The organism is Pseudomonas sp. SAR267, assembly GCF_052077595.1.
GTDB lineage: Bacteria > Pseudomonadota > Gammaproteobacteria > Pseudomonadales > Pseudomonadaceae > Aquipseudomonas > Aquipseudomonas vlassakiae.
In genome coordinates this window covers 5,097,581-5,121,494 of record NZ_JBQIHU010000001.1, presented here as the reverse complement: position 1 = coordinate 5,121,494, position 23,914 = coordinate 5,097,581, and the positions used below count along the sequence as shown (strand labels likewise).

The 23,914-nt window shown below is 64.0% G+C and carries 20 protein-coding genes; 14 read left to right on the top strand and 6 right to left on the bottom strand.

Annotated features, from left to right (window positions below; genetic code table 11):
* The first annotated feature begins 21 nt into the window (after positions 1 to 21).
* The 8 genes from ACTORR_RS23895 to ACTORR_RS23860 all read left to right on the top strand — a co-directional run bounded on the left by ACTORR_RS23895 (position 22) and on the right by ACTORR_RS23860 (position 10,218).
* On the top strand, positions 22 to 1,473 hold the full coding sequence (locus ACTORR_RS23895) for a tetratricopeptide repeat protein (protein ID WP_441343923.1): 1,452 nt from the start codon (positions 22 to 24) through the stop codon (positions 1,471 to 1,473).
* Positions 1,470 to 2,924, top strand: a complete 1,455-nt coding sequence (locus ACTORR_RS23890; RefSeq protein WP_313364938.1) for an alginate export family protein — start codon at positions 1,470 to 1,472, stop codon at positions 2,922 to 2,924. Before ACTORR_RS23895 ends, ACTORR_RS23890 begins: the two co-directional genes overlap by 4 nt.
* A gap of 14 nt (positions 2,925 to 2,938) precedes the next feature.
* On the top strand, positions 2,939 to 4,366 hold the full coding sequence (locus ACTORR_RS23885) for an MBOAT family O-acyltransferase (protein WP_054884904.1): 1,428 nt from the start codon (positions 2,939 to 2,941) through the stop codon (positions 4,364 to 4,366).
* A 9-nt stretch (positions 4,367 to 4,375) separates the two neighbouring features.
* Complete coding sequence (locus tag ACTORR_RS23880; RefSeq protein WP_054884903.1) at positions 4,376 to 5,470, top strand: alginate O-acetyltransferase; 1,095 nt, start codon at positions 4,376 to 4,378, stop codon at positions 5,468 to 5,470.
* Between the two features lie 18 nt (positions 5,471 to 5,488).
* Entirely contained in the window at positions 5,489 to 6,118 is a 630-nt protein-coding gene (locus tag ACTORR_RS23875; protein ID WP_054884902.1) for an alginate O-acetyltransferase AlgF, read from the top strand.
* Between the two features lie 27 nt (positions 6,119 to 6,145).
* The gene (locus tag ACTORR_RS23870; protein ID WP_313364939.1) at positions 6,146 to 7,540 is read left to right on the top strand and encodes an alginate O-acetyltransferase AlgX-related protein; all 1,395 of its coding nucleotides are present in this window, start codon (positions 6,146 to 6,148) and stop codon (positions 7,538 to 7,540) included.
* Positions 7,541 to 7,632: 92 nt separating this feature from the next.
* Positions 7,633 to 8,760 (top strand): polysaccharide lyase, encoded by a 1,128-nt coding sequence (locus ACTORR_RS23865; protein WP_441343922.1) that lies wholly within the window; start codon positions 7,633 to 7,635, stop codon positions 8,758 to 8,760.
* Positions 8,761 to 8,763: 3 nt separating this feature from the next.
* Positions 8,764 to 10,218, top strand: a complete 1,455-nt coding sequence (locus ACTORR_RS23860; RefSeq protein ID WP_313364941.1) for a right-handed parallel beta-helix repeat-containing protein — start codon at positions 8,764 to 8,766, stop codon at positions 10,216 to 10,218.
* 125 nt (positions 10,219 to 10,343) lie between these two features.
* On the opposite strand, the gene ACTORR_RS23855 is transcribed toward ACTORR_RS23860, so the two are convergent.
* Both ACTORR_RS23855 and ACTORR_RS23850 read right to left on the bottom strand, forming a co-directional pair.
* Positions 10,344 to 10,775, bottom strand: coding sequence for a GNAT family N-acetyltransferase (locus ACTORR_RS23855; RefSeq protein ID WP_313364942.1), 432 nt, complete (start codon positions 10,773 to 10,775; stop codon positions 10,344 to 10,346).
* Positions 10,765 to 11,151, bottom strand: a complete 387-nt coding sequence (locus ACTORR_RS23850) for a DUF488 domain-containing protein (RefSeq protein WP_054884898.1) — start codon at positions 11,149 to 11,151, stop codon at positions 10,765 to 10,767. The genes ACTORR_RS23855 and ACTORR_RS23850 overlap by 11 nt, the downstream gene beginning before the upstream one ends.
* Before the next feature lie 121 nt (positions 11,152 to 11,272).
* Between ACTORR_RS23850 and ACTORR_RS23845 the strand changes: the two genes are divergently transcribed.
* Positions 11,273 to 12,889 carry an inorganic phosphate transporter gene (locus tag ACTORR_RS23845; RefSeq protein WP_313364944.1) on the top strand — a complete coding sequence of 539 codons (1,617 nt, stop codon included), beginning with the start codon at positions 11,273 to 11,275 and terminating at the stop codon, positions 12,887 to 12,889.
* Between the two features lie 151 nt (positions 12,890 to 13,040).
* Here ACTORR_RS23845 and ACTORR_RS23840 read toward each other — a convergent pair whose 3' ends face one another.
* Together ACTORR_RS23840 and ACTORR_RS23835 are read right to left on the bottom strand one after the other, a co-directional pair.
* Positions 13,041 to 13,736 (bottom strand): glutathione S-transferase N-terminal domain-containing protein, encoded by a 696-nt coding sequence (locus ACTORR_RS23840; protein WP_313364945.1) that lies wholly within the window; start codon positions 13,734 to 13,736, stop codon positions 13,041 to 13,043.
* 451 nt (positions 13,737 to 14,187) lie between these two features.
* A complete protein-coding gene (locus tag ACTORR_RS23835; RefSeq protein ID WP_313366012.1) occupies positions 14,188 to 15,570 on the bottom strand; it encodes an amino acid permease in 1,383 nt (460 codons plus the stop codon).
* A gap of 267 nt (positions 15,571 to 15,837) precedes the next feature.
* Here ACTORR_RS23835 and gcvA point away from each other — a divergent pair, with 267 nt between their 5' ends.
* Both gcvA and ACTORR_RS23825 read left to right on the top strand, forming a co-directional pair.
* On the top strand, positions 15,838 to 16,734 hold the full coding sequence (gene gcvA / locus ACTORR_RS23830) for a transcriptional regulator GcvA (protein ID WP_054884892.1): 897 nt from the start codon (positions 15,838 to 15,840) through the stop codon (positions 16,732 to 16,734).
* 209 nt (positions 16,735 to 16,943) lie between these two features.
* Positions 16,944 to 18,194: a 2-aminoadipate transaminase gene (locus ACTORR_RS23825; protein ID WP_441343921.1), complete on the top strand. Its 1,251-nt coding sequence runs from the start codon at positions 16,944 to 16,946 to the stop codon at positions 18,192 to 18,194.
* A 3-nt stretch (positions 18,195 to 18,197) separates the two neighbouring features.
* Here ACTORR_RS23825 and ACTORR_RS23820 read toward each other — a convergent pair whose 3' ends face one another.
* Positions 18,198 to 18,500, bottom strand: a complete 303-nt coding sequence (locus ACTORR_RS23820; RefSeq protein WP_054884890.1) for a hypothetical protein — start codon at positions 18,498 to 18,500, stop codon at positions 18,198 to 18,200.
* Positions 18,501 to 18,733: 233 nt separating this feature from the next.
* Between ACTORR_RS23820 and ACTORR_RS23815 the strand changes: the two genes are divergently transcribed.
* Positions 18,734 to 19,159: a hypothetical protein gene (locus ACTORR_RS23815; protein ID WP_099815223.1), complete on the top strand. Its 426-nt coding sequence runs from the start codon at positions 18,734 to 18,736 to the stop codon at positions 19,157 to 19,159.
* Between the two features lie 73 nt (positions 19,160 to 19,232).
* On the top strand, positions 19,233 to 21,344 hold the full coding sequence (gene fusA, locus ACTORR_RS23810; RefSeq protein WP_054884888.1) for an elongation factor G: 2,112 nt from the start codon (positions 19,233 to 19,235) through the stop codon (positions 21,342 to 21,344).
* A 68-nt stretch (positions 21,345 to 21,412) separates the two neighbouring features.
* Here fusA and ACTORR_RS23805 read toward each other — a convergent pair whose 3' ends face one another.
* On the bottom strand, positions 21,413 to 22,855 hold the full coding sequence (locus tag ACTORR_RS23805; RefSeq protein ID WP_441343920.1) for a SulP family inorganic anion transporter: 1,443 nt from the start codon (positions 22,853 to 22,855) through the stop codon (positions 21,413 to 21,415).
* A 223-nt stretch (positions 22,856 to 23,078) separates the two neighbouring features.
* Here ACTORR_RS23805 and ACTORR_RS23800 point away from each other — a divergent pair, with 223 nt between their 5' ends.
* The gene (locus tag ACTORR_RS23800; RefSeq protein ID WP_054884976.1) at positions 23,079 to 23,813 is read left to right on the top strand and encodes a secretin N-terminal domain-containing protein; all 735 of its coding nucleotides are present in this window, start codon (positions 23,079 to 23,081) and stop codon (positions 23,811 to 23,813) included.
* Positions 23,814 to 23,914 lie beyond the last annotated feature (101 nt).

Below are 23,914 nucleotides of genomic sequence, written 5' to 3'. Positions count from 1 at the left end.
ACGGCCGAGGACGATGACGCCATGACCGCCAATATGCCCCCACGCCTGCTGCTGGCTGGCCTGGCCCTGGCCTGCGCCAGCTCGGCCAGCGCCGGGCAGAGCCTGGAGCAGATCCGTTACGCGCTGTACAAGGACCCGTCGGCCGAGGTCACCACCGACCTGCGCGAACTGGCTGCCCGTGGCGACCTGGCCAGTACCCTGCTGCTGGGTGATGTGCTGGCCGGGCGCGAAGATGCCAGCCGCGCAGAAGTGGTGGCGCTGTATCAGAAGGCCTTTGCCGACGGCCATGGCATGGTCCCGGCACTGGCTTCGCTGGCCCGCCTGATCGACCGCACCCCGAGCCTGCGCGAGACGCTGCGGCCGTGGATGGCCCAGGCACTGACGCGCTACCCGGCCAACCTCGACCCACGCAACACCAGCACCACGCTGGAAGTGTTCCTGACCTACCCGGAGCTGGTCGACACCGCCCAGGCGGCGCAGTTGCTGGCCCTGTACGAACAGGCCTGCCTGCTCAACTGCCGCCCCGAGCTGTACCACGCCGTGCTTGCCGAACGCCAGGGCGACCGTGCCGGCGCCGAGCGCTGGTATCGCCAGGCGGTGCGCGTGGACGTGCGCGCCCTGGACCGCTACTACGCGTTCCTCGGCGAACAGCAGGACCGCCTGTTCCCGCCCTTCGCCGACCAGCTCGAGCCTGAACGCGAGCAGTTGCCGGTGGAGATCATCCACCGCGTCGCCGCGCTGCTCGACAGCATCACCAGCGTGCAGCGCGCCGAACAGGAAGCCGACCGCTACGACAACCAGGCCAGCGCACCTGGCGCCGAAAAGCTGCCACCGACGCCCGAGCAACAGGCGCGAGAAAAGGCGCAGGACGACGCACTGAACCTGGCTACCGCCCGCGTCCAGCGCTGGCGCGATGTGGCCGTGGCCCGTGGCTTCGTGCCGGCCATGGTGTCCAAGGCCAACTACATGATCTCCAACCCGACCGAACACAACGCCGAGGAAACCCAGGCGCTGATCGACCAGGTGCGCGAGCGCGCACCCACCCGGGCCAAGGCCTTGCAGGCGCAGTTCTACATGGTCAACAACTGGCTGACCCTGGACCCGGACAAAGCCCGCGCCCTGATCGAGGAGCTGCGCGCCAGCGGCTACCCCGGTGCCGGCCTGCTGCTGGGTGAGTACTACAGCAAGGGCGTCGAAGACCAGCCTGACCAGGAAAAGGCCTTGGCGCTGTTCCAGGCCGAAGCCGACAAGGGCAACACCGCCGCCTGGTACCGCATGGCCACCCTGCACGCCTACGGCCGTGCCCTGTGCCACGACCCGGTCAAGGCCTACACCTATGCCCGCGTCGCCCTCGACCTGGGTGAACGCAGCGCGCGCAGCCTGATCAGGCGCCTGGAAAAGACCCTGCCAAAGGATGATATCGAGCGTGCCCTGGCCGCTCGCAACGGGCTGTTCAAGGAGGCCACCCTGTGAAAGCGCATCACCCCCTGTTCGGCGCCCTGCTGGCCCTGGTGCCGCTGCCGGCGGCGTTCGCCGCAGAAGAAATCACCGGCCCCGAGGCCGACAGCAATGAACCGGTGCGCGTCACGGCACTGGATGGCAGCGAGCCGGTGATCACCTCGGAAGTGTTCAACAAGCTCACCGTACAGACCGGCTACGGCCCTGAAGACTCCCAGGTCGGCAGCGACCGCGAGATGTTCTACAGCCTGCGTTACGAGCCGTCGTTCGCTTGGTATTCGCCGGAAAAGCGCTGGGCCAAATGGATGGTCTATGGCCGCCTGTGGTTGAACTATGACTCCAGCCAGTCGAGCAACCTGACCAACGAAGCGTCCAACGCCAACGAACGCGAGCAGCCCGAAGGCTGGTACGCCGAACTGCGCGAGTTGTACGTCAAGCGCAACCTGATCGGCGACGACCCACGCTTCTCTGCATCGTTCGGCCGCCAGCGCTTCTATGACGACTATGGCATCTGGTGGGATGACAGCCTCGAGTCGCTGCGTTTCAACTATCAGGACACCTTCAGCGAGGCGTTCTTCGCCGTCGGGCAGAAGTTCCATAACTACAACACCGACGTCAACCGCCTGGCCGACAGCGAGGAGCGCACCACCTACCTGATGGGCCAGTACGCCTACCGCTGGAGCCAGAACAACCAGGTCGGTGTGCGCCTGATGCACGAGAACGACCACAGCGGCCACGACGCCGACGACCGCTACGACTTCAAGGGCATGCGCTACGGGCTGTTCTTCAAGGGCGACAACCTCGCCTACCCGGTGCTCAGCGACTACCACCTGGAACTGGCGGCGCTGGACGGCAAGATGGACAACACCGACGGCAACGGCGTCACCAGCACCGGCCACAGCAGCAAGGGCTGGGCGGTCCTCGGCGAACTCGGCAAGCGCTTTGACGATCTGGCCTGGACCCCGCGCGTGGCGTTGCGAGGCGGCCTGACCGACAAGCCCAGCGACGAGAACGACGGCTTCCGCCTGAACGCCATCCAGTCCGACCGCATCACCCGCACCGGCTCCTACAGCACGCGCCTGACCAGCTCGTTCGTCGCCCTCGACCTGCGCAACCTGAGCTACTACGGCTTTGCCGTGGAGACCCGCCCCACCCCGCGCAGCGCGCTGGACCTGCGGGTGACCCAGCTGGACCTGCGCGATGCCGACGGCACCTTGCCGATCCGCATGAACGGCGACCAGCGTTCGCAGCGCAATCGCGCCATCAACCAGGGCAGCAATGGCAACGGGCGCAATGTCGGGCAGATGGTCGACCTCAACTACTACTGGAAGATGTTTCCGGTGGCTATCGATGGCAAGCACCTGGACGTCAACGCGCTGGTCAGTGCCAGTTACCTCAATGCCGGCAGTGCATTGCAAACCGGTGATGACTACCAGCTGAGCGTCGGCGTGGTGATCAGTTACTAAGGAAGGGCCGTGCCATGATCTTCGCCTCCAATGTGTTCCTGTTCCTGTATCTGCCGCTGTTCCTGGCCGTGTATTTCCTGGCCAAGGCGCAGTGGCGTTCGACGGTGATCGTGGCCGCCAGCTACATTTTCTACGCCTGGTGGCGGCCGGACTTCCTCCTGCTGTTCGTCGGCATCACCTATTGGAACTACTGGTTCGGCCTGCGCATCAAGGCACGCCTGGATGCCGGCGACAAGCGCCTGGCCCTGCGTCTGCTGTGGGTCGGAGTGGCCGGCAACCTGTCGACCCTGGGCTACTTCAAATACGCCAACTTCGGCGCCGAGGTGCTGGCCTTGCTGCTGGCGCCGCTGGGCATCAACACCTGGACGCTGGAAAACATCTTCCTGCCGCTGGGCATCTCGTTCTACGTGTTCCATGCCCTGAGCTACATCGTCGACATCTACCGCAAGGACGCCACGCCAACCCGCAACTTCATCGACTTCGCCGCTTTCGTCGCGCTGTTCCCGCACCTGGTGGCCGGGCCGATCCTGCGCTACAGCCAGCTGGCGCCGCAGCTGCGCGAGCGTAGCCATTCGCTGGAGCTGTTTTCGCTGGGCGTGTGCCGCTTCATGCTCGGCTTCATCATGAAGGTGCTGATCGCCGACCGCCTGGCCCCGATCAACGTGCTGTTCGTCAGCGAAGGCACGCTGCAGTTCAGCGATGCCTGGTTCGGCCTGGTGATATCCACCCTGCAGCTGTACTTCGACTTCGCCGGCTACAGCCACATGGCCCTGGGCCTGGCGCTGATGATGGGCTTTCGCTTCCCGGAGAACTTCAACCAGCCCTACGTGGCGCAGAGCATTACCGAGTTCTGGGCACGCTGGCACATGACCCTGGCGCATTTCCTGCGCGACTACGTATACATGCCGCTGGTGCGCAAGCGCGTGGCCGGCGCCTTGCCGGCGCTGATCTGGACCATGCTGCTGTCGGGCCTGTGGCACGGCGCGAGTTTCGCCTTCATCTGCTGGGGGCTGTTCTTCGGCGTGGGCATGGTCATCGAACGCAAGTTCAACCTGGCGACCAAGGTCACCACGCCCTACCACCCAGGCCGCAACCTGCGCACCGGGGTGCTGATCCTGCTGAGCATGCCGCTGTTCTTCACCATGGACCTGCGCCACAGCATCGACATCTACAAGGCACTGTTCGGCTTCAACGGCTTCGGCTCGCTGGAACTGTACGTGCTCGGTGCCTCGAAAATGGCCATGGCCTTTGCCCTGGTGGCGCTGGCCTGGCTGGTGCTGGCCGGGATCAACAACGTGCGTTTCTACGCCGGCAACAAGGAAGGTTATTTCATGCGCCACGTGGGCGCGCTGCACAGTGTGCTGCTGTGGGGCGGCTTTCTGCTGGCGCTCAGCAGCCTGGCGGCCAACTCGTTCTCACCCTTCCTGTATTTCCAGTTCTAGGAGCCTGCCATGTACCCGGTGATGAATTCGGCCAGCAAGGCCAATGGCATTCTGTTCGCGGTGGTGCTGGCGGCGATGTTCATCTATTCGCTGCCGCCGGTGTTCAGCTTTGCCCGCACCTCGACCGACACCTGGAACCTGTTCGTCGATGGCAAGCTGCTGCGTAAGTTCGAGCAGGCCTACGACAGGCGCTTCTTCCTGCGTGAGCCGTCGGTGGAACTGTGGGCCGATGCCCAGTTTTACTTGTTTGGCGAAGGCACCAAGGGTGTGGTGCTGGGCAAGGATGGCTGGCTCTACACCAACCAGGAATACCGCGTGCCCAACGACCTTGACGCCAACGTCGCCAGCCAACTGGAACAAATCGCCAAGGTCCGCACGCAACTGGCCGAACACGGCAAGCAGCTGGTGATCCTGCCGCTGCCGATGAAGCTGGATGTGTACGCGGCGCATGCCGAGCATGCCTTCGACCCACGGGTGACCAGCCTCTACGACCACTTCGTCGGTGAGCTGCAAAACCGCCATCTGGACGTGGTGCCGCTACGCGCCGCGTTCCTCGCCAACCTCGAAGGCCCGCCGCTGTTCCTCAAGTCCGACACCCACTGGAGCCCGGAAGGCGCGCGGCTGTCGGCCTACGAACTGGCACGCCAGCGCCCGCAACTGCTAGGCGACCAGGTGTACGTGTCGCGCAAGGCCGGTGAGAAGAGCATCAAGGGCGACCTGATGAACTACATCCAGTTCGACCATGCGCGCCTGGCGCCGCAGTTCGGCCCCAACCCGATCGCCTTGTACGAAACCCTCAAGGCCAAACAAGGCGCCGACGACCTGTTCGCCGAGGCAAACCAGAGCCTGCTGCTGGTCGGCACCAGCTACAGCAAGATCGACGACTGGAACTTTGTCGGCTTCCTCAAGGAGGCACTCAACCGCGACCTGTTGAGCATTGCCGTGGAAGCCCGCGGCCCGTTCGAGGCGATGAGCCAGTTCCTTGCCAGTGACGAGCTGGCCAACACGCAGATCGACACCGTGGTCTGGGAATTCCCCCTGCGCACCTTGCTCGCCCACCGCCCCGGCTCGCTCAGCCGCAGCGCTGCGCCCCAGCATTTCTGACGATTCAAGGAGAACCTGATGAAACTTGCCCCACTGTTCACCGCCATCGCCCTGGCCGCCGCCAGCCAGGCTGCCCTGGCCGCCGAAGGCAACGCCGACCTGTACGATGCCGTGGCCCCGGCCGACTCGGCGTTCGTCCGGGTGCTGAACCTGTCCGACCGCAACATCGACGTCACCCTCAGCGGCAAGGTCAACCCGCAACGGGTTGCCGCCGGCCAGCTCAGCGGCTACCGCTTCACCCCTGCCGGCCCGCACAAGATCGCCGTCGGCAGCCAGTCGATCGAACCGCAGCTAAAGGCCAACGCGGCCAGTACGGTGGTCTACGACGGCAAGCAGCTGAAACTGATCAGCGACAAGTATGTCAACGAGCCGAAGAAGGCGCAGATCGCCTTCTACAACCTGACCGCCAACCAGGCGACGCTGAAAACCTCCGATGGCAAGCATGACGTGGTCGAGGCCATTGGCAATGGCGAGACCGGCACGCGCATGGTCAACGAGATCAAGATCGACTTCGCCGCCTACCAGCAGGACACCAAGGTCGCCAGCTTCGACGAGCAGTTCCTCAAGAAGGGCCGCTCGTACAGCTATGTGCTGCTGCCCGGCAACCGCAGCATGACCATCGCCAACAGCATCGACCCGACCGAGTGATGAATGCCCTGCAAGGATGAATGGCACATGAAGACCCTTGTTCCTTTTGGCCTGAGCGCTGCCCTGGCCTTGTTCAGCCTGCCCGGCCAGGCCGCCCAGGTGGCCGGGCCTGGCTGCGAGAACCTGCAGTGCATGGTTTGCCCGGCCTTGAGCGACCCGCAACGCTATGCCGAGGGGCGCATGAAACTGATGCGCGAGATCGTGCCTGGCAAGGACCGCTGGCTGTTCCGCTCGGCCGTCGACCTGACCAATGACTTCGGCATCCCCGCGCCGATGCGCCCGGAGTTCGCCCGCCTGATGCAGGCGTTCGAGCGCCAGGGCATCCATGTGGCCATGGCGATCCAGCCCACCCGCGGGCTGATGCACCGCGACAAGCTGTTCGCCGACCAGTTGCACGGTTTCGACTATGCCCGCGCCAGCAACAACCTTGCCGCCTATCTCGGCCAGTTGCGCCAGGGCGGCGCGGTGGTGGCGCCGATGATGCAGCTGGTGCAGCAACCGCCGAAGGGCGAGTACTTCTTCCGCCGCGACCACCACTGGACACCCACCGGCGCCGAAGCCACGGCGAAACTGATGGCCGAGGAGATCCGCCGCCAGCCGTTCTATGCCGGGCTGACCAAGAAGGCGTACCGTACCGAGCCGGGCGTGATGGTGCCCAAGGACGGCACCATGAACCTGGCGCTGAGCAGCATCTGCGGCAACAACTATGGTTTCCAGTACGTGCGTGGCTACCAGACCATCCCGGTGGCCGCAGGCGCCGACGCGCTGTTCGACGAGGCACCGGACCCGGAAGTGATCCTGGTCGGCGACAGTAACGCCGCTGCCCGTGAGGACGAGAGCAAGCAGTTCAACTTCGACGGCTACCTGAAGCAGTACCTGAATGTCGACATCCTCAACTACGCCCTGCCTGGGGTGGGTGAAGATGGCTCGCTGCTGGAGTACCTGTTGTCCAGCGACTACAAGCCCAAGGCGCCGCCCAAGCTGATCGTCTGGGAGCTGCCGGCCAACTACCGGCTCGATTCGCCGCTGATGTATCGCCAGCTGGTGCCGGCAGTCCAGGGTGGGTGCTCGGCAAACAGGGAAGTACTTGGCTCGAAACTGCAGCGCCCGGCGTTGCAGGTGGGCGAGCGCATCGAGCTGCTGAGCAATGCCGGCAGCGGGCGCCAGGCGCTGTCGAAAGGCTTTCTCGACATTCGCCTGAGCGACAAGAACGTCAAGGACTTCTACATCATCGTCTATTACGACAATGGGGCGCGGGACAAGGTGTGGTTCCGCCGCGAGGCGGCGGTGACCGGTGGCCAGTACTACCTGGAGCTGAGCAAGGCACCGGAGTTTGCCGGGGCCAACCTGTTGTCGGTGTTCATGGAGCCGACCAAGGCCGGGACTGTGGCGACCGATGTGGAGACCCGGCTATGTCTGTAATACCGCTGATTGGGTCCGCGTTGCGGCCCTTCGCGGGCACGCCCGCCCCCACACCGACCAACTCAGCCTCACAAATCCCTGTGGGAGCGGGCATGCTCGCGAAGGGCTGCAAAGCAGCCCCGGTCCTGCTCATGATGTTTCTGATGAGCCCACTGACACAGGCGGCGCAATCCATCTGGCCCGCCCACAGCACTCCGCAGTCGGCCATGATCGCCGACTACCGCACCCTCTCCTGCACCAGGGAACCGCCCGCGCCCTACACCGGCAGCTTGCGCCTGGAAAGCAAGTACGACCAGCGCGACGCCAGCAAGTCGACCCTGCGCAGCAGCCCCGACGCCAACAGCGAGCAGATCGCCAAGCAGGTCAAGCAGTTCGTCGGTGGCCTGATCTACGCCAGCAAACGCTTCCAGGGCGCCAAGAAACCTCAGGACGCCAACATGGCCCTGGCCTGCCAGGACCAGTGGCTGCAACACTGGGCCGAAGCCGGCGCCCTGCTCAACCAGGATGCCAGCGGCACCGGCATGGCCGCGCGTAAATGGGCGCTGGCAGCCATGGCCGGTGCCGTGCTGCTGACCCAGTCGGCCGCCGACGGCAAGCTGCAACTGAACGAAACGCAGCGCAGCTGGTTCACCCGCCTCGGCGAGCAGGTGATCCGTGAGTACGACCCGCGCCGCAGCACCAGCGGTGTGTACTTCAACAACCACGACTACTGGGCAGCCTGGGCCGTGGCCGCCACCGGCATGCTGGTCGGCCGCGACGACTTCATCCAGTGGGCCGACGGCAACCTGCGCCGTGCCCTGGCCCAGGCCGTGCGCGCCAACAACGGTAACTACGCCTATCTGCCGCTGGAAGTGGCGCGCAGCAAGCTGGCGGCCAACTACAGCCAGTACGCCCTGGTGCCGCTGGTGCTGCTGGCCGAGTCGGCACGTGCCAATAACCTGCCGTGGAGCCACGACGACCAGCAGACCCTCGACCAGCTGGCCAGCTTCGCTGCCCGCACGGTGCTCGCCCCAGGTGAGCTGCCCGAACTCAAGGGCCAACCCCAGGCGGACGTGGCACCCTACAAACTGGCCTGGCTGATCCCGTTCCTGCAACGCAACCCCGGCCATGCACTGGCGCGCCAGCTGTACGACAGCGAAGACGGCGAGGTGGACAACTACAGCCAGCTCGGCGGCCCGATCAAAGCGTTCTACCCCCCATTGCCCGGATCAAGGAGCTGACCCATGGCTGCCCTCGCCCGCTTTTCCCTCACTTGCCTGGCCGCCTTGTGCCTGGCCGGCGCTGCCCACGCCGCCAGCCAAGCGCTGCCGGTCAACCAGACCATGGACACCCTGCCCGGTGAGCAACGCCAGCTCAAGGTCGAGCAGCTGCGCCAGCAGGTGCGCCAGGCCGTGGCCTTCCAGCAGGCCGAGCGGCCACGCCCGGCCGGGCGCGCCAGCGTCAGCCTGCAGCCAATGTTCTCGTCCCAGGCCGGCAGCTGGCCGTTCGAGCCATTCGTCAACAATGGCCTGTTCCGCGCCATCGCCGGCTACCAGGCGCACCACCCGCAAGTGGTGATGCTGCGCGGTGGCAGCATCACCCTGGCGCAGTTGCACGACGCCCTGAATGATCCACGCATCCTCAAGCGCTACAAGGACGGCTACCTGCTCAGCTACCCGCTGATGATCGCCAGCGATGCCGGACTGGTGCTCGAAGGCACCAGCCTGTACCTCTCGAGTTTCTCCGGCACGGCGCTGATCAACCAGGGCTGGCTCGGGCTCAACCAGTCCAGCCTGGAGAGCATGGCCGGCGACAAGCCGGGCAGCACCGACCGGGCCTGGCGGCCGTTCGTGGTGGCCTGGGCCGGCAGCCATACCCAGGTGATCGGCTCGACGCTCAAGCGCCTGGGCTACAACGCCAACCTCTCCCATGGCCTGACCACCGCCTTGAGCACCCAGCAGGCCGCCAGCACGCGCCCGGCCACGCTGATCATCCGCGACAGCCAGTTCAGCGAGATGTCCAGCGCGGTGGAGCTGCAACACAGCCAGGCGACCATCACCGGCAGCCAGTTCGGGCAGTCGCAGCAATACGCCATCGATGTGCAGAACAGCCAGGTCAGGCTGCAGGGCAACCAGCTGCGCGGCATCGACAACAACAGTGGCGTGCGCCTGCGTGGCCAGACCCGCGCCCTGGTCGAAGGCAACCTGATCCTCGGCGCGACCAAGGCCGCCATCGAAGTCAGCGAGCAACAAGGCGCAGTGCTGCTGGCCGGCAACCGCATCGGCGACAGCCGTGGCAACGGCATCCAGCTGCGCGACCTGGCACCCACTGCAACGGCACCGCTGGTGATCGACGACAACCTGCTGGCCAGCAGCCAGGGCAGCGCGGTGGATGCCAGCGAGGTGGGCGCGGTGGCGCTGCTCGACAACCGCATCGGTAATACCGCGGAATATGCCATCAGCCTGCGCAATGCCACGCCGCTGGCCGGGCCCTTGCTGCTCAGCGGCAATCGCCTGGGCCGGGTCGGCAAGGCGCTGGTGCGGGTCGAGGGTGTGCGGGATGTGGTGCTGGGGGGCAACAGCTTCGATGGCAAGCCGTTGCTGCAAAACCTGTTGATCGGCGATTTGTTGCCCTTGCAGGGGCAGTTGCTCGAGGCCACGGTTCGCCAGGGTGAGACTGTGCGTGTGAGGCAGCAGTGATCCAGCATCTGCTGTAACTGCACCGCCCTCTTCGCGGGCTCGCCCGCTCCCACAGGTACTCCACAACATTCAGAATTGTGGTGATCCTGTGGGAACGGGCGAGCCCGCGAAGAGGCCGGCACAGGTCAACCGATAACTCGCTGCATCCTCACAAAGCAATCATCCTCACCCATCTCGACAAACCCATGGCGCAGGTACAACTGCCGCGCCGGGTTGCTCCTGAACACCATCAACCTCAAGAGTGGCAAACGCCGCTGCGCCGCCCAGTCTGCCAGGGTTTCCAGCACCTGGCTTCCCACCCCGCGCCCACGCTGCTCCGGCACCAGGTGCAACTCACGAATGAACAATGCCTGCCGGTCCTGGCTGAGGCTGCAGAAACCCAGCACGACCTCCCCTTCCATCACCAGCCATTGCTCGCGCCAGCCCCAGGCTTCGTCGAAGGCCGCCTCGATCCACAACAGGTCGAACTCGCGGTAATAGGGCAACATCGCCCGTCGCGTCAGGTCCCGGGCAAACGTGCACCAGGCATCGCTCGCGGCGATCAGCTCAACGGGCATAGCACACCGGCGAGCTGCCCGGGCCGCGCCGCTCCAGTTCGTCTTCCAGCCAGGCCGCCAGCACCTGGGCATTGTTGTGCCCGGCGTCCTTGCCGGCATACAGCAAGGTCAGGTTGCCTTTGGCCGCGAGGTCCAGCAGCGGATACCAGTGTTCCGGGTGCGCCGCCAGTTCCTGCTGATAGCGCTGGGTGAAACCGGCGAAATCCACCTCGCCCTGGTGAAACGCCTTGCGCAAATCAGTGGATGGCGCTACTTCGCGAAACCACTCGCCATGCAGTTGGTCCTTGCGTTTATTGCGCGGCCACAGGCGGTCGACCAGCACGCGCCGGCCATCTTCCTCCTCTGGCGCGTCGTAGACGCGCTTGCAACGAATCATGGGGTTCTCCTGCCTTTACCGTCTGTCTTGAGCCTAGGTAAATCATTGACCGAGGTCACGTCCAGCCGGGGAATTGTTTCTATGCTCAGAGCCACCCTCGCCGACGCCAATCGGAGCTCCCATGGCAACCCCGTCCCTGGCCAGCCAGCCGCCACTGGTCCACAGCGATGCTCGCCCGCAGCTTTCACACAAACCCGGGCGCGCCACCCTCGTGCTGTTCTTCGGCCTGCTGCTGGCCGGCATCGCCTACACCGCCTGGAGCCTCAAGCAGGACGTGGCCGCCAGTGGGACGGCGATCACCACCGTCACGCCGTTTCTGCTGCTGGGCCTGGCGCTGCTGATTGCCCTGGGCTTCGAATTCGTCAACGGTTTCCATGACACCGCCAACGCGGTGGCCACGGTGATCTACACCCACTCGCTGCCGGCACCGGTGGCGGTGGTCTGGTCCGGCTTGTGCAACTTTCTAGGCGTGTTGCTTTCCAGTGGCGCGGTGGCCTTCGGCATCATCGCCCTGTTGCCGGCAGAGCTGATTCTACAGGTCGGTTCCTCGGCTGGCTTCGCCATGGTCTTTGCCTTGCTGCTGGCGGCGATCATCTGGAACCTCGGCACCTGGTGGCTGGGGTTGCCGGCGTCCTCCTCGCATACACTGATCGGCTCGATCATCGGCGTCGGCGTGGCCAACGCGCTGATGCATGGGCGTGATGGCACCAGCGGGGTCGACTGGGCGCAGGCCAGCAAGGTCGGCTATGCCCTGCTGTTCTCGCCGCTGATCGGCTTCGCCTGTGCCGCCGTGTTGCTGCTGGCGCTGCGCACGCTGGTCAAGCGCAAGGCGTTGTACCAGGCGCCGGAAGGCCGCACGCCGCCACCGTGGTGGATCCGCGGGGTGCTGATCCTGACGTGCACCGGGGTGTCGTTCGCCCACGGCTCCAACGACGGGCAGAAGGGCATGGGTCTGATCATGCTGATTCTGGTCGGCACCCTGCCGATGGCCTATGCCCTGAACAAGACCATGCCCAGCGAGCAGGCCCTGCAGTTCTCTGCCGTTGCCGAAGTCACCCGCCAGGCGCTGGTCCACACCGCGCCGGCGCCGGCCCCCGGCGACCCCCGCCAGGCATTGACCGCGTTCATTGCCGAGCCCAAGGCCACGCCCCAACTGGTACCGGCACTGGCCGCGCTCACCGGCCAGATCGGTGACCAGGTCAAAGGCTACGGTTCACTGAAGCGCGTGCCGGCCGAAGCCATGGCCAACGTGCGCAACGACATGTACCTGGCCAGCGAAACCATCCGCCTGATCGAAAAGAAACAGCTGGTGGCATTTGACGCCGACACCCACAGCCAGGTGCTGGCGTTCAAGACGCAACTGGACGACGCAACCCGCTACATCCCGCTGTGGGTCAAGGTGGCGGTGGCCATCGCCCTGGGCTTGGGGACGATGGTCGGCTGGAGACGTATCGTGGTGACGGTGGGCGAGAAGATCGGCAAGACCCACCTGAGCTATGCCCAGGGGGCTTCGGCGGAATTGGTCGCCATGTGCACCATTGGTGCGGCGGACATGTTCGGGCTGCCGGTGTCGACCACCCACGTGCTGAGTTCGGGGGTGGCCGGGACCATGGTCGCCAACGGCTCGGGGATTCAGAAGCGCACGCTGATCAACCTGCTGATGGCCTGGGTGCTGACGCTACCGGCGGCGATGCTGTTGGCCGGCAGCCTGTACTGGCTGCTGAACCAGATTTTCTAGACTGAAACACAGGACTTGTAGGAGCGGCCTCGTGTCGCGAAAGGGGTGCGAAGCAGCCCCAGCGATATGTGCATTCACACTGAAATCCTGGGGCCGCTTTGCGGCCCTTTCGCGACACAAGGCCGCTCCTACAAGGGCCGGTGTGAGCTGATCAGGCAGGGATTTTCAGGCCACGCTGCACGGCTGGCCGTTCAAGGAACTTCGCCAGCACCCGCTGCACTTCCTTGAATTCATCGAAGCCCACCAGCTCGCGGGCGTTGTAGCGTTCTACCAGGTTGCGCACCCAAGGGAAGATGGCAATATCGGCGATACTGTATTCGTCGACCATCCACTCACGCCCTTCCAAGTGGCGGTCCAGCACGCCCAGCAGGCGCTTCGATTCGTTGACGTAACGGTCCCGCGGGCGCTTGTCTTCGTATTCCTTGCCGGCAAAGAAATGGAAGAAGCCGACCTGACCGAACATCGGCCCGATGCCGCCCATCTGGAACATCAGCCACTGCAGGGTCTGGTAGCGCTGGGCCGGATCCTGGCTCAGCAACTTGCCGCTCTTTTCCGCCAGGTACTGCAGGATCGCCCCCGACTCGAACAGCGGCAACGGCTGGCCGCCTGGGCCGTTGGGGTCGAGGATCGCCGGGATCTTGTTGTTGGCACTGAGCGAAATGAACTCGGGGCTCAGCTGATCATCGTTGTCGAAGCTGACCTTGTGCGGCTCGTAGGCCAGGCCGATCTCCTCCAGCATGATCGACACCTTGACGCCGTTGGGCGTGGGCAGCGAGTACAGCTGCAGGCGCTCGGGATGTTTCGCGGGCCATTTACGGGTGATGGGGAAAGCGCTCAGATCGGTCATGGTCAACCTTGGGCTTGAGAGGGAACCGTCACTGTAGAGACATCCCGGCTGGCTGACCATCACCTGTCGTTTATCAGCTGGCCTGGCCGTGCGCCTTGAGCTTTTTTGTGTCTTCTAGACGCCTGTCTTGGGTTTTGTGGTGGTGCGGATATCGAGCGCCGCCCGCGCGGCGCATCGCGGGCAAGCCCGCTCCCACATTTGTTTCGGGCCAATCTCTCCTGTGAAGCCAACAGGGACCGCTTTGTTAGTATGGCGATGCATCTCGGTGGGCGCTGATGCCGCTCCACCTGTCTCCAGTCATGCACCAAGGCGGATCCTGTTGGCGGCACAGGAGTGACTGGCCCGAAACAGATGTGGGAGCGGGCTTGCCCGCGATGCGCCGCGCGGGCGGCGCTCGATCTCACAGACGCCACAAAACCCAAGGCGAACGCCCCGAATCAAAGCACCACCCTCAAGCGGTCTGGGCAACCACCTTGCCACCCTTCTGGGTCAGCGAGACCAGCAGGATGAACGCGGTCACACCGGCGGTCATCAACGTCTCATAGCGGTAGGCGTCGCTGAACAGCATGTAGCCCAGGACCATGACGATGGTGCCGATCACCAGCCAGGTCAGCCACGGGAACAGCCACATCTTCAGCTCCAGCGGCCGCCCTTCACGTTCGGCACGAGCGCGCATGCGCAGTTGCGACACGGCGATCACCAGGTATACCAGCAAGGCGATGGCGCCCGTGGTGGACAGCAGGAAGCCAAAGACCTTGCCCGGCAGTACATAGTTGACGAAGCAGCCGACGAAACCGGCCAGGGTCGAAAGGAGCACCGCCACGGTCGGCACGCCAGCACCGGAAATGCGCTTGGTCATGCTCAGCGCCTGGCCGCGGGCACCCAGCGAATAGAGCATCCGCGAAGCGGTATAAAGGCCGGAGTTCATGCAGCTGGTCACGGCCACCAGCACCACCAGGTCGACCAGCAGCTTGGCGCCCGGCACGTTGAGCACTTCCAGCACGCGCTGGAACGAGCCCACCGCTTTCAGGCCAGGGTCGTTCCAGGCTACCAGCGACACCACCAGGAAGATCGACGCCAGGTAGAAGATCGCGATGCGGTACACCACCAGGTTGGTGGCACGGCGGATCTTGTCTTTCGGGTTGGCGGTCTCGTCGGCGGCAATGGTGACGATCTCGGCGCCGAAGAACGAGAAGATGGTGATTAGCACGCCACCGAGCACGGTGCCGAAACCGTTGGGCATGAACCCACCGTTGTCCCACAGGCGGCTGATGCCGGAAACCTCGGCCAGCGGCCAGACGCCGAACACGGCCAGGCTGCAGACCGCGATGAAGGCGATGATGGCGACCACCTTGACCAGCGCGAACCAATATTCGAACGCACCGAAGTTCTTCACGCTGACCAAGTTGCTGCCCGACAGCACGACCATGATCAGGAAAGCGAACAGCCAGGATGGCACGCCCGGGAAGTAGGCATGCAGGATGTCTGCACCGGCGATGGCCTCGACCGGGATGATCAGCACCCAGAACCACCAGTACAACCAGCCGATGGTAAAGCCTGCCCAGGGGCCGATGGCCTCCGAGGCGTAAGTGGAGAACGAGCCGCTGTTGGGGTTGGCGATGGCCATTTCGCCCAGCATGCGCATCACCAGCAGCACCAGCAGGCCGGTCATGGCGTAGGAGATGAGAATGGCCGGGCCAGCCGTGGCGATGGCGTTGGAAGAACCGATGAACAGGCCGGCGCCGATGATGCCGGCAATGGAGATCATGGACACCTGACGCGAGGTCAGGCCGTGCTGCAAGGAACGCTGTTTGTTGTTGTGTAGCGAAGCCATGAAGAACCCTCGAATGGGTCGGCCGGCGTGCGGCTTGAGTGCCGTCGTCGGCTGAAAAGTTGGAGCAGAAGTCGGGTAGGTCGTATTGCTCGTTGTTGTTGTTTTATGTCGCCGGTCGCGCCGTTACCTCCTCTTCGCCGTACCGGTTGTAATCGTTGATCGAGGTCAGTATTAATCTATAGGGCGAGGTCAACAAACGACCTTTTCGAAGCACATGATTCCAATACGGAATGAACTTCATCTTTTTTTGCTCGGTACACGCCTGCCATGTCCAAACGCCTGATGCCCTCGACCACCGCCCTGCAGTGCTTCGAAGCCGCCGCCCGGCACCTGAGCTTCACCCGCGCGGCGCAGGAGCTGCACCTGACCCAGAGCGCTGTCAGCAAGCAGGTTGCGCAACTCGAGGACATGCTCTCGCATTCGCTGTTCCAGCGTATCCGCCGGCGCTTGCACCTGACCCCGGCCGGCGCGCTGTACCTCGCCGAAGTGAACAAGATCCTCAACCAGATCGACATCTCCAGCCGCTACATCCTCAGCTACGGCGACGAGACCGAGGTGCTGCGCATCGCCACCCAGCCAACCTTCGGTGCGCGCTGGCTGGTACCCAGGCTCAAGGGCTTCGGCGACCGCCACCCGCGCATCCACCTGGACATCCGCAACGAGCTGGAGCCGTTCGACCTGGTGCAGGCCAAGGCCGATATCGCCTTCTTCTTCGGCCAGGGCACCTGGCCGGGGGCCACCTGCATCGAGCTGTTCAGCGAGGAGGTGGTGCCGGTGTGCGCACCCGAGCTGCTGGCCCGGCACCGCTTCGACAGCGCCGAGGCACTCACCGAACACCGGCTGCTGCAGTGCGCATCACGGCCAGAGGCCTGGCATGAGTGGTTTTTGGGGTTGGGCTTGCACAGCCAGAACAGCTACCACGGGCCGCGCTTCGACACGTTCTACCTGTGCATCCGCGCGGCCATCGCCGGCTGTGGCATTGCCCTGATTCCGCGCTACCTGGTGGCTGAAGAACTGAGCGAAGGCAAGCTGGTGGTGGCCTGGGACCACCCGGTGGCGAGCAATGGCCGGCATTTCATCGCCCACGCCGAACACGCCGCCGAAGTGCCTAAGGTCAAGGCCTTCGTGCAGTGGATTCGTGAGCGGGTGGCCGAGGGGGATTGATGTCGCCTGTACCGGCCTCTTCGCGGGCGAGCCCGCCCCCACAGGTAATGCACAAGGCTTGAACCTTGCGCTGATCCTGTGGGAGCGGGCTTGCCCGCGAAGAGGTAAGTTCATGAATCTGAGGAATGACCGCAATCGAATAATTCGTTTGCGGAATAATACTGCGGCGCGCTTGGATATTAAGAAACTCGAACAAGGTCCGCGTGCCCATGAAACTGGAAAGTATCAGTCAATCCATTGCCATCGTTCATCCGATCACACTTTCCCATGGCCGTAATGCCGAAGTCTGGGATACTGACGGCAAACGCTACATCGACTTTGTCGGCGGTATCGGGGTGCTCAACCTGGGCCACTGCAACCCGGCGGTGGTCGAGGCGATCCAGGCCCAGGCCAGCCGCCTGACCCACTACGCGTTCAACGCCGCGCCCCATGGCCCGTACCTGGAGCTGATGGAGCGCCTGCGCCAGTTCGTCCCGGTCAGCTACCCGCTGGCCGGCATGCTCACCAACAGCGGTGCGGAAGCGGCGGAAAACGCCCTGAAGGTCGCCCGCGGTGCCACCGGCAAACGCGCCATCATCGCCTTCGACGGCGGCTTCCACGGCCGCACCCTGGCCACCCTGAACCTCAACGGTAAGGTCGCGCCGTACAAGCAGCGGGTCGGCGAACTGCCGGGGCCGGTGTACCACCTGCCCTACCCCAGCGCCGATACCGGCGTCACCTGCGAGCAGGCGCTCAAGGCCATGGACCGGCTGTTCAGCGTCGAGTTGGCGGTGGAAGACGTGGCGGCGTTCATCTTCGAGCCGGTGCAAGGCGAAGGTGGCTTCCTTGCCCTTGACCCAGCGTTTGCCCAGGCGCTGCGGCGCTTCTGTGACGAGCGCGGGATCCTGATCATCATCGACGAGATCCAATCCGGCTTCGGCCGTACCGGCCAGCGTTTCGCTTTCCCACGCTTAGGCATCGAACCGGATTTGCTGTTGCTGGCAAAGAGCATCGCCGGCGGCATGCCGCTGGGCGCAGTAGTCGGGCGTCAGGACTTGATGGCGGCACTGCCCAAGGGCGGCCTGGGCGGGACCTATTCGGGCAACCCGATCGCCTGCGCGGCGGCGCTGGCGAGCCTGGCACAGATGACCGACGACAACGTTGCCACTTGGGGTGAGCGCCAGGAACAAGCGATCGTTAGCCGCCACGCCCGCTGGAAGGCCTCGAACCTGAGCCCGTATATCGGCCGCCTGACCGGCACCGGCGCCATGCGTGGCATCGAGTTCGTCAATGCCGATGGCAGCCCGGCGCCAGCCCAGCTGGCCAAGGTGATGGAAGCGGCGCGGGCCAAGGGGCTGCTGCTGATGCCCAGCGGCAAGGCGCGGCACATCATTCGCCTGCTGGCGCCGCTGACCATCGAGGCCGAGGTGCTCGAGGAAGGGCTGGATATCCTCGAGCAGTGCCTGGCTGAACTGAGCTGAGGATTACAGGCCCAGTTCTTCAGGGGTGAGCATGTCGGACTCGAAGGCGATCCAGCCGCCTTCGAGTTCGGCGTGGCCGTTGACGATCGGGCCGTAGTAGGTCAGGCCATTCTCCAGGGTCACGCAGATGTGCGTGGCGGTTTTTTCGGGGGCCGCGAGCGTACCGACGAAATGCACCTTCTTCAGGGTTTCGGTCACCGCTTCCAGCCCGACGCGCATGCCCGGGTTTTCCGAGGCTTCGGTATCCCCCCCGCGGTCTTCGGCACTGATGGTCACGGTGGCGGTGTAAGGGTACTTGGTGCTCAAGCGGGGTTACCTCAAAAGGGTGTCTGGGTATATGGGCGCGTAGAGTACGGCAGGCGATCTCCGTTGTCTCTACCGGCCTCTTCGCGGGTAAACCCGCTCCCACAGGAATTTCACATTGCTCAAGGTGTGCACGGTACCTGTGGGCGAGCCCGCGAAGAGGCCAGGCCTGCAAAAGCTGCCCCGATCTGTTAGGGTGCCCGCCGATGCACGCCACACCACACGAGGACACCTGAGTGAGCGCCGAAGAACCCCTGATCGCCGACCTGTTCGAGGTCGACAAACGCCTGACCCTCAAGCCCGTCGTGGATTTCAACAGCTTCCTGCGCAACGCCTTTGGCGAAGGCCCGTGCCGCTGCCACCGCTGCGCCGAAGGCAGCGACCAAAGCAGCTACAGCCACGCCCACACGTTCACCTTCGAAGGCCGCCCGTGGCATCGCCGCTTCGCCAGCACCGCAGGCAGCGACGTCGCCCAGGTACTGAAAAAGGCCTGGCTGTCGTACACCAAGGCCGACCTCACCCTGCTCGGCGCGCTGGACCTCACCACCCTCAAGACATTCACTGAGGTCGCCCTGCACGAGCGCCTGCTGGCCCTGCTGCCGGCCAGCGGCCTGGCCCGCGAAATCGACGGCCAGTGGATGCTGCAAGCCCAGGCTGACTGACGGCCCGGCGGTCAGGCAGGATTCCCCCGCTCTGCTACCGTGGGGGAATCCGCCCATCTGCAGGTAGTCCGTCATGGCCCGTACAACGCCCATCGAGCTGTACCGCAATATCGGCATCGTCGCCCACGTGGACGCTGGCAAGACCACGACCACCGAGCGCATCCTGTTCTACACCGGGGTCAACCACAAGATGGGCGAGGTGCACGATGGCGCCGCGACCATGGACTGGATGGCCCAGGAACAGGAGCGCGGCATCACCATCACCTCGGCGGCGACCACGGCCTTCTGGCAGGGCTCGACCAAGCAGTTCGCCGACAAGTACCGCTTCAATATCATCGACACCCCCGGCCACGTCGACTTCACCATCGAGGTGGAGCGTTCACTGCGCGTACTGGATGGCGCGGTGGTGGTGTTCAGTGGCGCCGACGGCGTCGAGCCGCAGTCCGAGACGGTCTGGCGCCAGGCCAACAAGTACCACGTGCCGCGCCTGGCCTATATCAACAAGATGGACCGCCAGGGCGCCGACTTCCTGCGTGTGGTCAAACAGATCGACCAGCGCCTGGGCCACCACCCGGTGCCGATCCAGCTGGCCATCGGCAGCGAAGAGAACTTCATCGGCCAGATCGACCTGGTGAAGATGAAGGCGATCTACTGGAACGACAATGACCAGGGCACCAGCTACCGCGAAGAAGACATTCCCGCCGAACTGCAGGCGCTGGCCGACGAATGGCGCGCGCACATGATCGAGGCCGCGGCCGAAGCCAATGATGAACTGACCATGAAGTTTCTCGAGGGCGAGGAGCTGAGCGTCGATGAAATCAAGGCAGCCTTGCGCCAGCGCACCATCGCCAATGAAATCGTACCGACCATTCTCGGCTCGTCGTTCAAGAACAAGGGTGTGCCGCTGATGCTCGACGCGGTGATCGACTACCTGCCCGCGCCCTCGGAAATCCCGGCAATCAAGGGCACCGACCCGGACGACGAGGAAAAGCATCTGGAGCGTCACGCTGACGATAAAGAGCCCTTCTCCGCCCTCGCCTTCAAGATCGCCACCGACCCCTTCGTCGGTACCCTGACCTTCGCCCGGGTGTATTCCGGTGTGCTCAGTTCGGGCAACGCCGTGCTCAACTCGGTGAAAGGCAAGAAGGAACGCATCGGCCGCATGGTGCAGATGCACGCCAACCAGCGCGCCGAGATCAAGGACGTGTGCGCCGGCGACATCGCCGCGCTGATCGGCATGAAGGACGTCACCACCGGCGACACCCTGTGCGACATCGACAAGCCGATCATCCTCGAACGCATGGACTTCCCCGACCCGGTGATCTCGGTGGCGGTGGAGCCGAAGACCAAGGGCGACCAGGAGAAGATGGGCATCGCCCTTGGCAAGCTGGCCCAGGAAGACCCGTCGTTCCGTGTGCGCACCGATGAAGAAACCGGCCAGACCATCATTTCCGGCATGGGCGAACTGCACCTGGACATCATCGTCGACCGCATGAAACGCGAATTCAATGTCGACGCCAACATCGGCAAGCCGCAGGTGGCCTACCGCGAGAAGATCCGCAACACCTGCGAGATCGAGGGCCGCTTCGTTCGCCAGTCCGGCGGGCGCGGGCAGTATGGCCACTGCTGGATCCGCTTCGCCCCCGGCGATGAAGGCAAGGAAGGCCTGGAATTCATCAACGAGATTGTCGGCGGCGTGGTGCCGCGCGAGTACATCCCGGCGATCCAGAAAGGCATCGAGGAACAGATGAAGAACGGGGTACTGGCCGGCTACCCGCTGATCAACCTGAAGGCAGCGGTGTACGACGGCTCCTACCACGACGTCGACTCCAACGAGATGGCCTACAAGATCGCGGCGTCCATGGCCACCAAGCAGCTGTCGCAGAAAGGCGGTGCGGTGTTGCTGGAGCCGGTGATGAAAGTCGAGGTGGTGACACCGGAGGAGTATCAGGGCGATATCCTCGGCGACCTGAGCCGACGTCGGGGGATGATCCAGGATGGCGACGAGACCCCCGCCGGCAAGGTGATCCGCGCCGAAGTGCCGTTGGGCGAGATGTTCGGCTATGCCACCTCGATGCGCTCGATGACCCAGGGGAGAGCGAGCTTTTCGATGGAATTCACCCGCTATGCCGAGGCACCGGCTAGCATTGCCGATGCCATCGTCAAGAAAAACCGCGGGGAGTAAGCATTTTTCCTGTACCGGCCTCTTCGCGGGCGTGCCCGCGAAGAGGCCGGTACAGGCCACAACGATAGTCAGTGCTGCTCGCCAGCCCGCTTCAGCAGCTTCTTGCAACGCTCCGACAGATGCACCACCCGCAGATGCTTACCCGCCTTGGCATAACGCTCACGCAAGGTCTTCAACGCCGCAATCGCCGAATAATCGACAAAGCTCAGATGCTGGCAATCAAGGATGACCTTGGCCGGGTCATTGGCGGGGTCGAACTGGTTGAGAAACGGTGTGGTCGAGGCAAAGAACAACGTGCCATGCACCTGGTAATGCTTGCCCCCTTCCCCGTCCTCGTGGCTGTCGGCATACAGCTCACGGGCATGCTGCCAGGCAAAGTTGACCGCCGCGATGACAATGCCGAACAGCACCGCCACCGCCAGGTCGGTGAACACCGTCACCACGGTCACGGCGATGATCGCCAGCACGTCGCTCACCGGTACCTTGTGCAGCACCCGCAACGAGGCCCAGGCAAAGGTCTGCTGGGCCACCACGAACATCACCCCGACCAGCGCCGCCAGCGGAATGCGCTCGATCAGCGGCGACAGGAACAGTACGAACAGCAAGATCATCAGCCCCGCTACCACGCCTGACAACCGGCCACGGCCATTGGAGCTGAGGTTGATCACGGTCTGGCCGATCATTGCGCAGCCCCCCATGCCACCGCACAGGCCGGAGACCATGTTGGCCGCCCCCAACGCCACGCACTCGCGGTCCGGGTAGCCACGGCTCTCGGTGATCTCATCGGTGAGGTTGAGGGTCAGCAGGGTTTCCAGCAGGCCGACCATGGCCATCAGCACTGCGTAGGGGACGATGATTTTCGGGGTTTCCAGGTTCCAGGGCACCGCCGGCAGGGCCAGCTGCGGCAGGCCACCGGCAATATGCGCCATGTCACCGAGGGTGCGGGTCGGCAGGCCGAGCAGGTACACCAGCATGCCAACACCGAGAATCGCCACCAGCGCAGGCGGCACCGCACGGGTCAGTTTCGGCAACACATAGACCACCAGCATGGTCAGCGCCACCAGGCCGATCATCAGGTACAGCGGTGCGCCACTGAGCCAGTGCCCACCGTCCTTGAAGTGCTCGAGCTGGGCCAGGGCGATGACGATCGCCAGGCCGTTGACGAAGCCGAGCATCACCGGGTACGGCACCAGCCGCACCAGTTTGCCCAAACGCAGCAGGCCGAACAGGATCATCACCACCCCGCCCAGCAGGACGGTGGCCAGCAGGTATTGCACACCATGCTGCACCACCAGGGCGACGATCACCACCGCCATCGAGCCTGCGGCACCGGAGATCATCCCCGGGCGGCCACCGAACAGCGCCGTCAGGGTGCAGATGATGAAAGCGCCATACAGGCCCATCAATGGATTGAGGTGGGCCACCAGGGCGAAGGCGATGCACTCGGGCACCAAAGCGAACGAAGTGGTCAGGCCGGCGAGCAGGTCGGCACGTAGTCGGGCAGGTTTCATGGGCATCCTGTGGTGCGGTCCGGGCGGACGGTACGGAAAAACAAGGGGCGCGATGTTACGGAATTTGTCTGACAGCGGCCACCGCAGCGCCACGGCTTTTATCCTCAATTATCCGGCGGACAATATTTTATAGTTGGCCGGATAATTGAGGATAAAAGCCGTAGCCCGGCAGACTCCTGACAAATTTGCCATCATGTTGATTCCACCTGCGGAGATCATGGACATGCCGCTACGCCCCCTCTTCACTGCCCTGCTGCTGACTGCCAGCCTCACCGCCCAGGCCGCCACCGAAGTGGTGCCCCTGCAGCATCGCAGCAGCGCCGAACTGCTGCCCGCCGCACAGGCCTTCATTGGCCGCGACGGCACGGTGAGCGCTTTCGAGAACAAGCTGATCGTCAATGCCAGCCCCGAGCGCATCGATGACCTGCGCACGCTGCTGCAACAGTTGGACACCGCGCCCAAGCGCCTGCTGATCAGTGTCGACAACAACGACAGCAACTATCAGGACACCCGCGGCAACGGCCAGGTCATCCGCTACGGCACCAGTAACCGCGATGGCGGCTTGCAGCAAATTCAGGCCAGCGAAGGTCAGCCGGCATTGATCCAGATCGGCCAGAGCATCCCGATTACCAGCAGCAGCACCGACGGCTACGGGCGCATCCAGAGCAACACCGAATATCGCAATGTGACCCAGGGTTTCTACGTCACGCCGAGCTTGAGCGGAGATACGGTTCGTCTGCAAATTAGCAGCAATAATGACCGAGTGAGCCAGGAACGTGCCGATGTAGTGAAAGTGCAAAGTACCGACACGACAATCACCGGCAGGCTCGGTGAGTGGATCACCCTGGCCGGCTACAACCAGCAGAGCCAAGCCGACCGCAACCCTTCAAGCCGCACCTACAGCACGCAACGGGGTGAAAACATGACTTTGCGCGTCAAAGTCGACCTTCTGGACTGATCCCAGGCAATTCAAGGCCTCGACCAAAGGCCTTGAAACTGACCGCCAAGTCGCATTAGACCAAAGATGTAGTAATAGAAAAAAACCACTACAAAACATTT

What these genes read in the sequence shown, in the direction of transcription:
- ACTORR_RS23895 (WP_441343923.1), top strand. Translation starts at nt 22, where the DNA reads ATGACCGCCAATATGCCCCCACGCCTGCTGCTGGCTGGCCTGGCCCTG.
- ACTORR_RS23885 (WP_054884904.1), top strand. Translation starts at nt 2,939, where the DNA reads ATGATCTTCGCCTCCAATGTGTTCCTGTTCCTGTATCTGCCGCTGTTC.
- ACTORR_RS23880 (WP_054884903.1), top strand. Translation starts at nt 4,376, where the DNA reads ATGTACCCGGTGATGAATTCGGCCAGCAAGGCCAATGGCATTCTGTTC.
- ACTORR_RS23875 (WP_054884902.1), top strand. Translation starts at nt 5,489, where the DNA reads ATGAAACTTGCCCCACTGTTCACCGCCATCGCCCTGGCCGCCGCCAGC.
- ACTORR_RS23870 (WP_313364939.1), top strand. Translation starts at nt 6,146, where the DNA reads ATGAAGACCCTTGTTCCTTTTGGCCTGAGCGCTGCCCTGGCCTTGTTC.
- ACTORR_RS23865 (WP_441343922.1), top strand. Translation starts at nt 7,633, where the DNA reads ATGCTCGCGAAGGGCTGCAAAGCAGCCCCGGTCCTGCTCATGATGTTT.
- ACTORR_RS23860 (WP_313364941.1), top strand. Translation starts at nt 8,764, where the DNA reads ATGGCTGCCCTCGCCCGCTTTTCCCTCACTTGCCTGGCCGCCTTGTGC.
- ACTORR_RS23855 (WP_313364942.1), bottom strand. Translation starts at nt 10,775, where the DNA reads ATGCCCGTTGAGCTGATCGCCGCGAGCGATGCCTGGTGCACGTTTGCC.
- ACTORR_RS23850 (WP_054884898.1), bottom strand. Translation starts at nt 11,151, where the DNA reads ATGATTCGTTGCAAGCGCGTCTACGACGCGCCAGAGGAGGAAGATGGC.
- ACTORR_RS23845 (WP_313364944.1), top strand. Translation starts at nt 11,273, where the DNA reads ATGGCAACCCCGTCCCTGGCCAGCCAGCCGCCACTGGTCCACAGCGAT.
- ACTORR_RS23840 (WP_313364945.1), bottom strand. Translation starts at nt 13,736, where the DNA reads ATGACCGATCTGAGCGCTTTCCCCATCACCCGTAAATGGCCCGCGAAA.
- ACTORR_RS23835 (WP_313366012.1), bottom strand. Translation starts at nt 15,570, where the DNA reads ATGGCTTCGCTACACAACAACAAACAGCGTTCCTTGCAGCACGGCCTG.
- gcvA (WP_054884892.1), top strand. Translation starts at nt 15,838, where the DNA reads ATGTCCAAACGCCTGATGCCCTCGACCACCGCCCTGCAGTGCTTCGAA.
- ACTORR_RS23825 (WP_441343921.1), top strand. Translation starts at nt 16,944, where the DNA reads ATGAAACTGGAAAGTATCAGTCAATCCATTGCCATCGTTCATCCGATC.
- fusA (WP_054884888.1), top strand. Translation starts at nt 19,233, where the DNA reads ATGGCCCGTACAACGCCCATCGAGCTGTACCGCAATATCGGCATCGTC.
- ACTORR_RS23805 (WP_441343920.1), bottom strand. Translation starts at nt 22,855, where the DNA reads ATGAAACCTGCCCGACTACGTGCCGACCTGCTCGCCGGCCTGACCACT.
- ACTORR_RS23800 (WP_054884976.1), top strand. Translation starts at nt 23,079, where the DNA reads ATGCCGCTACGCCCCCTCTTCACTGCCCTGCTGCTGACTGCCAGCCTC.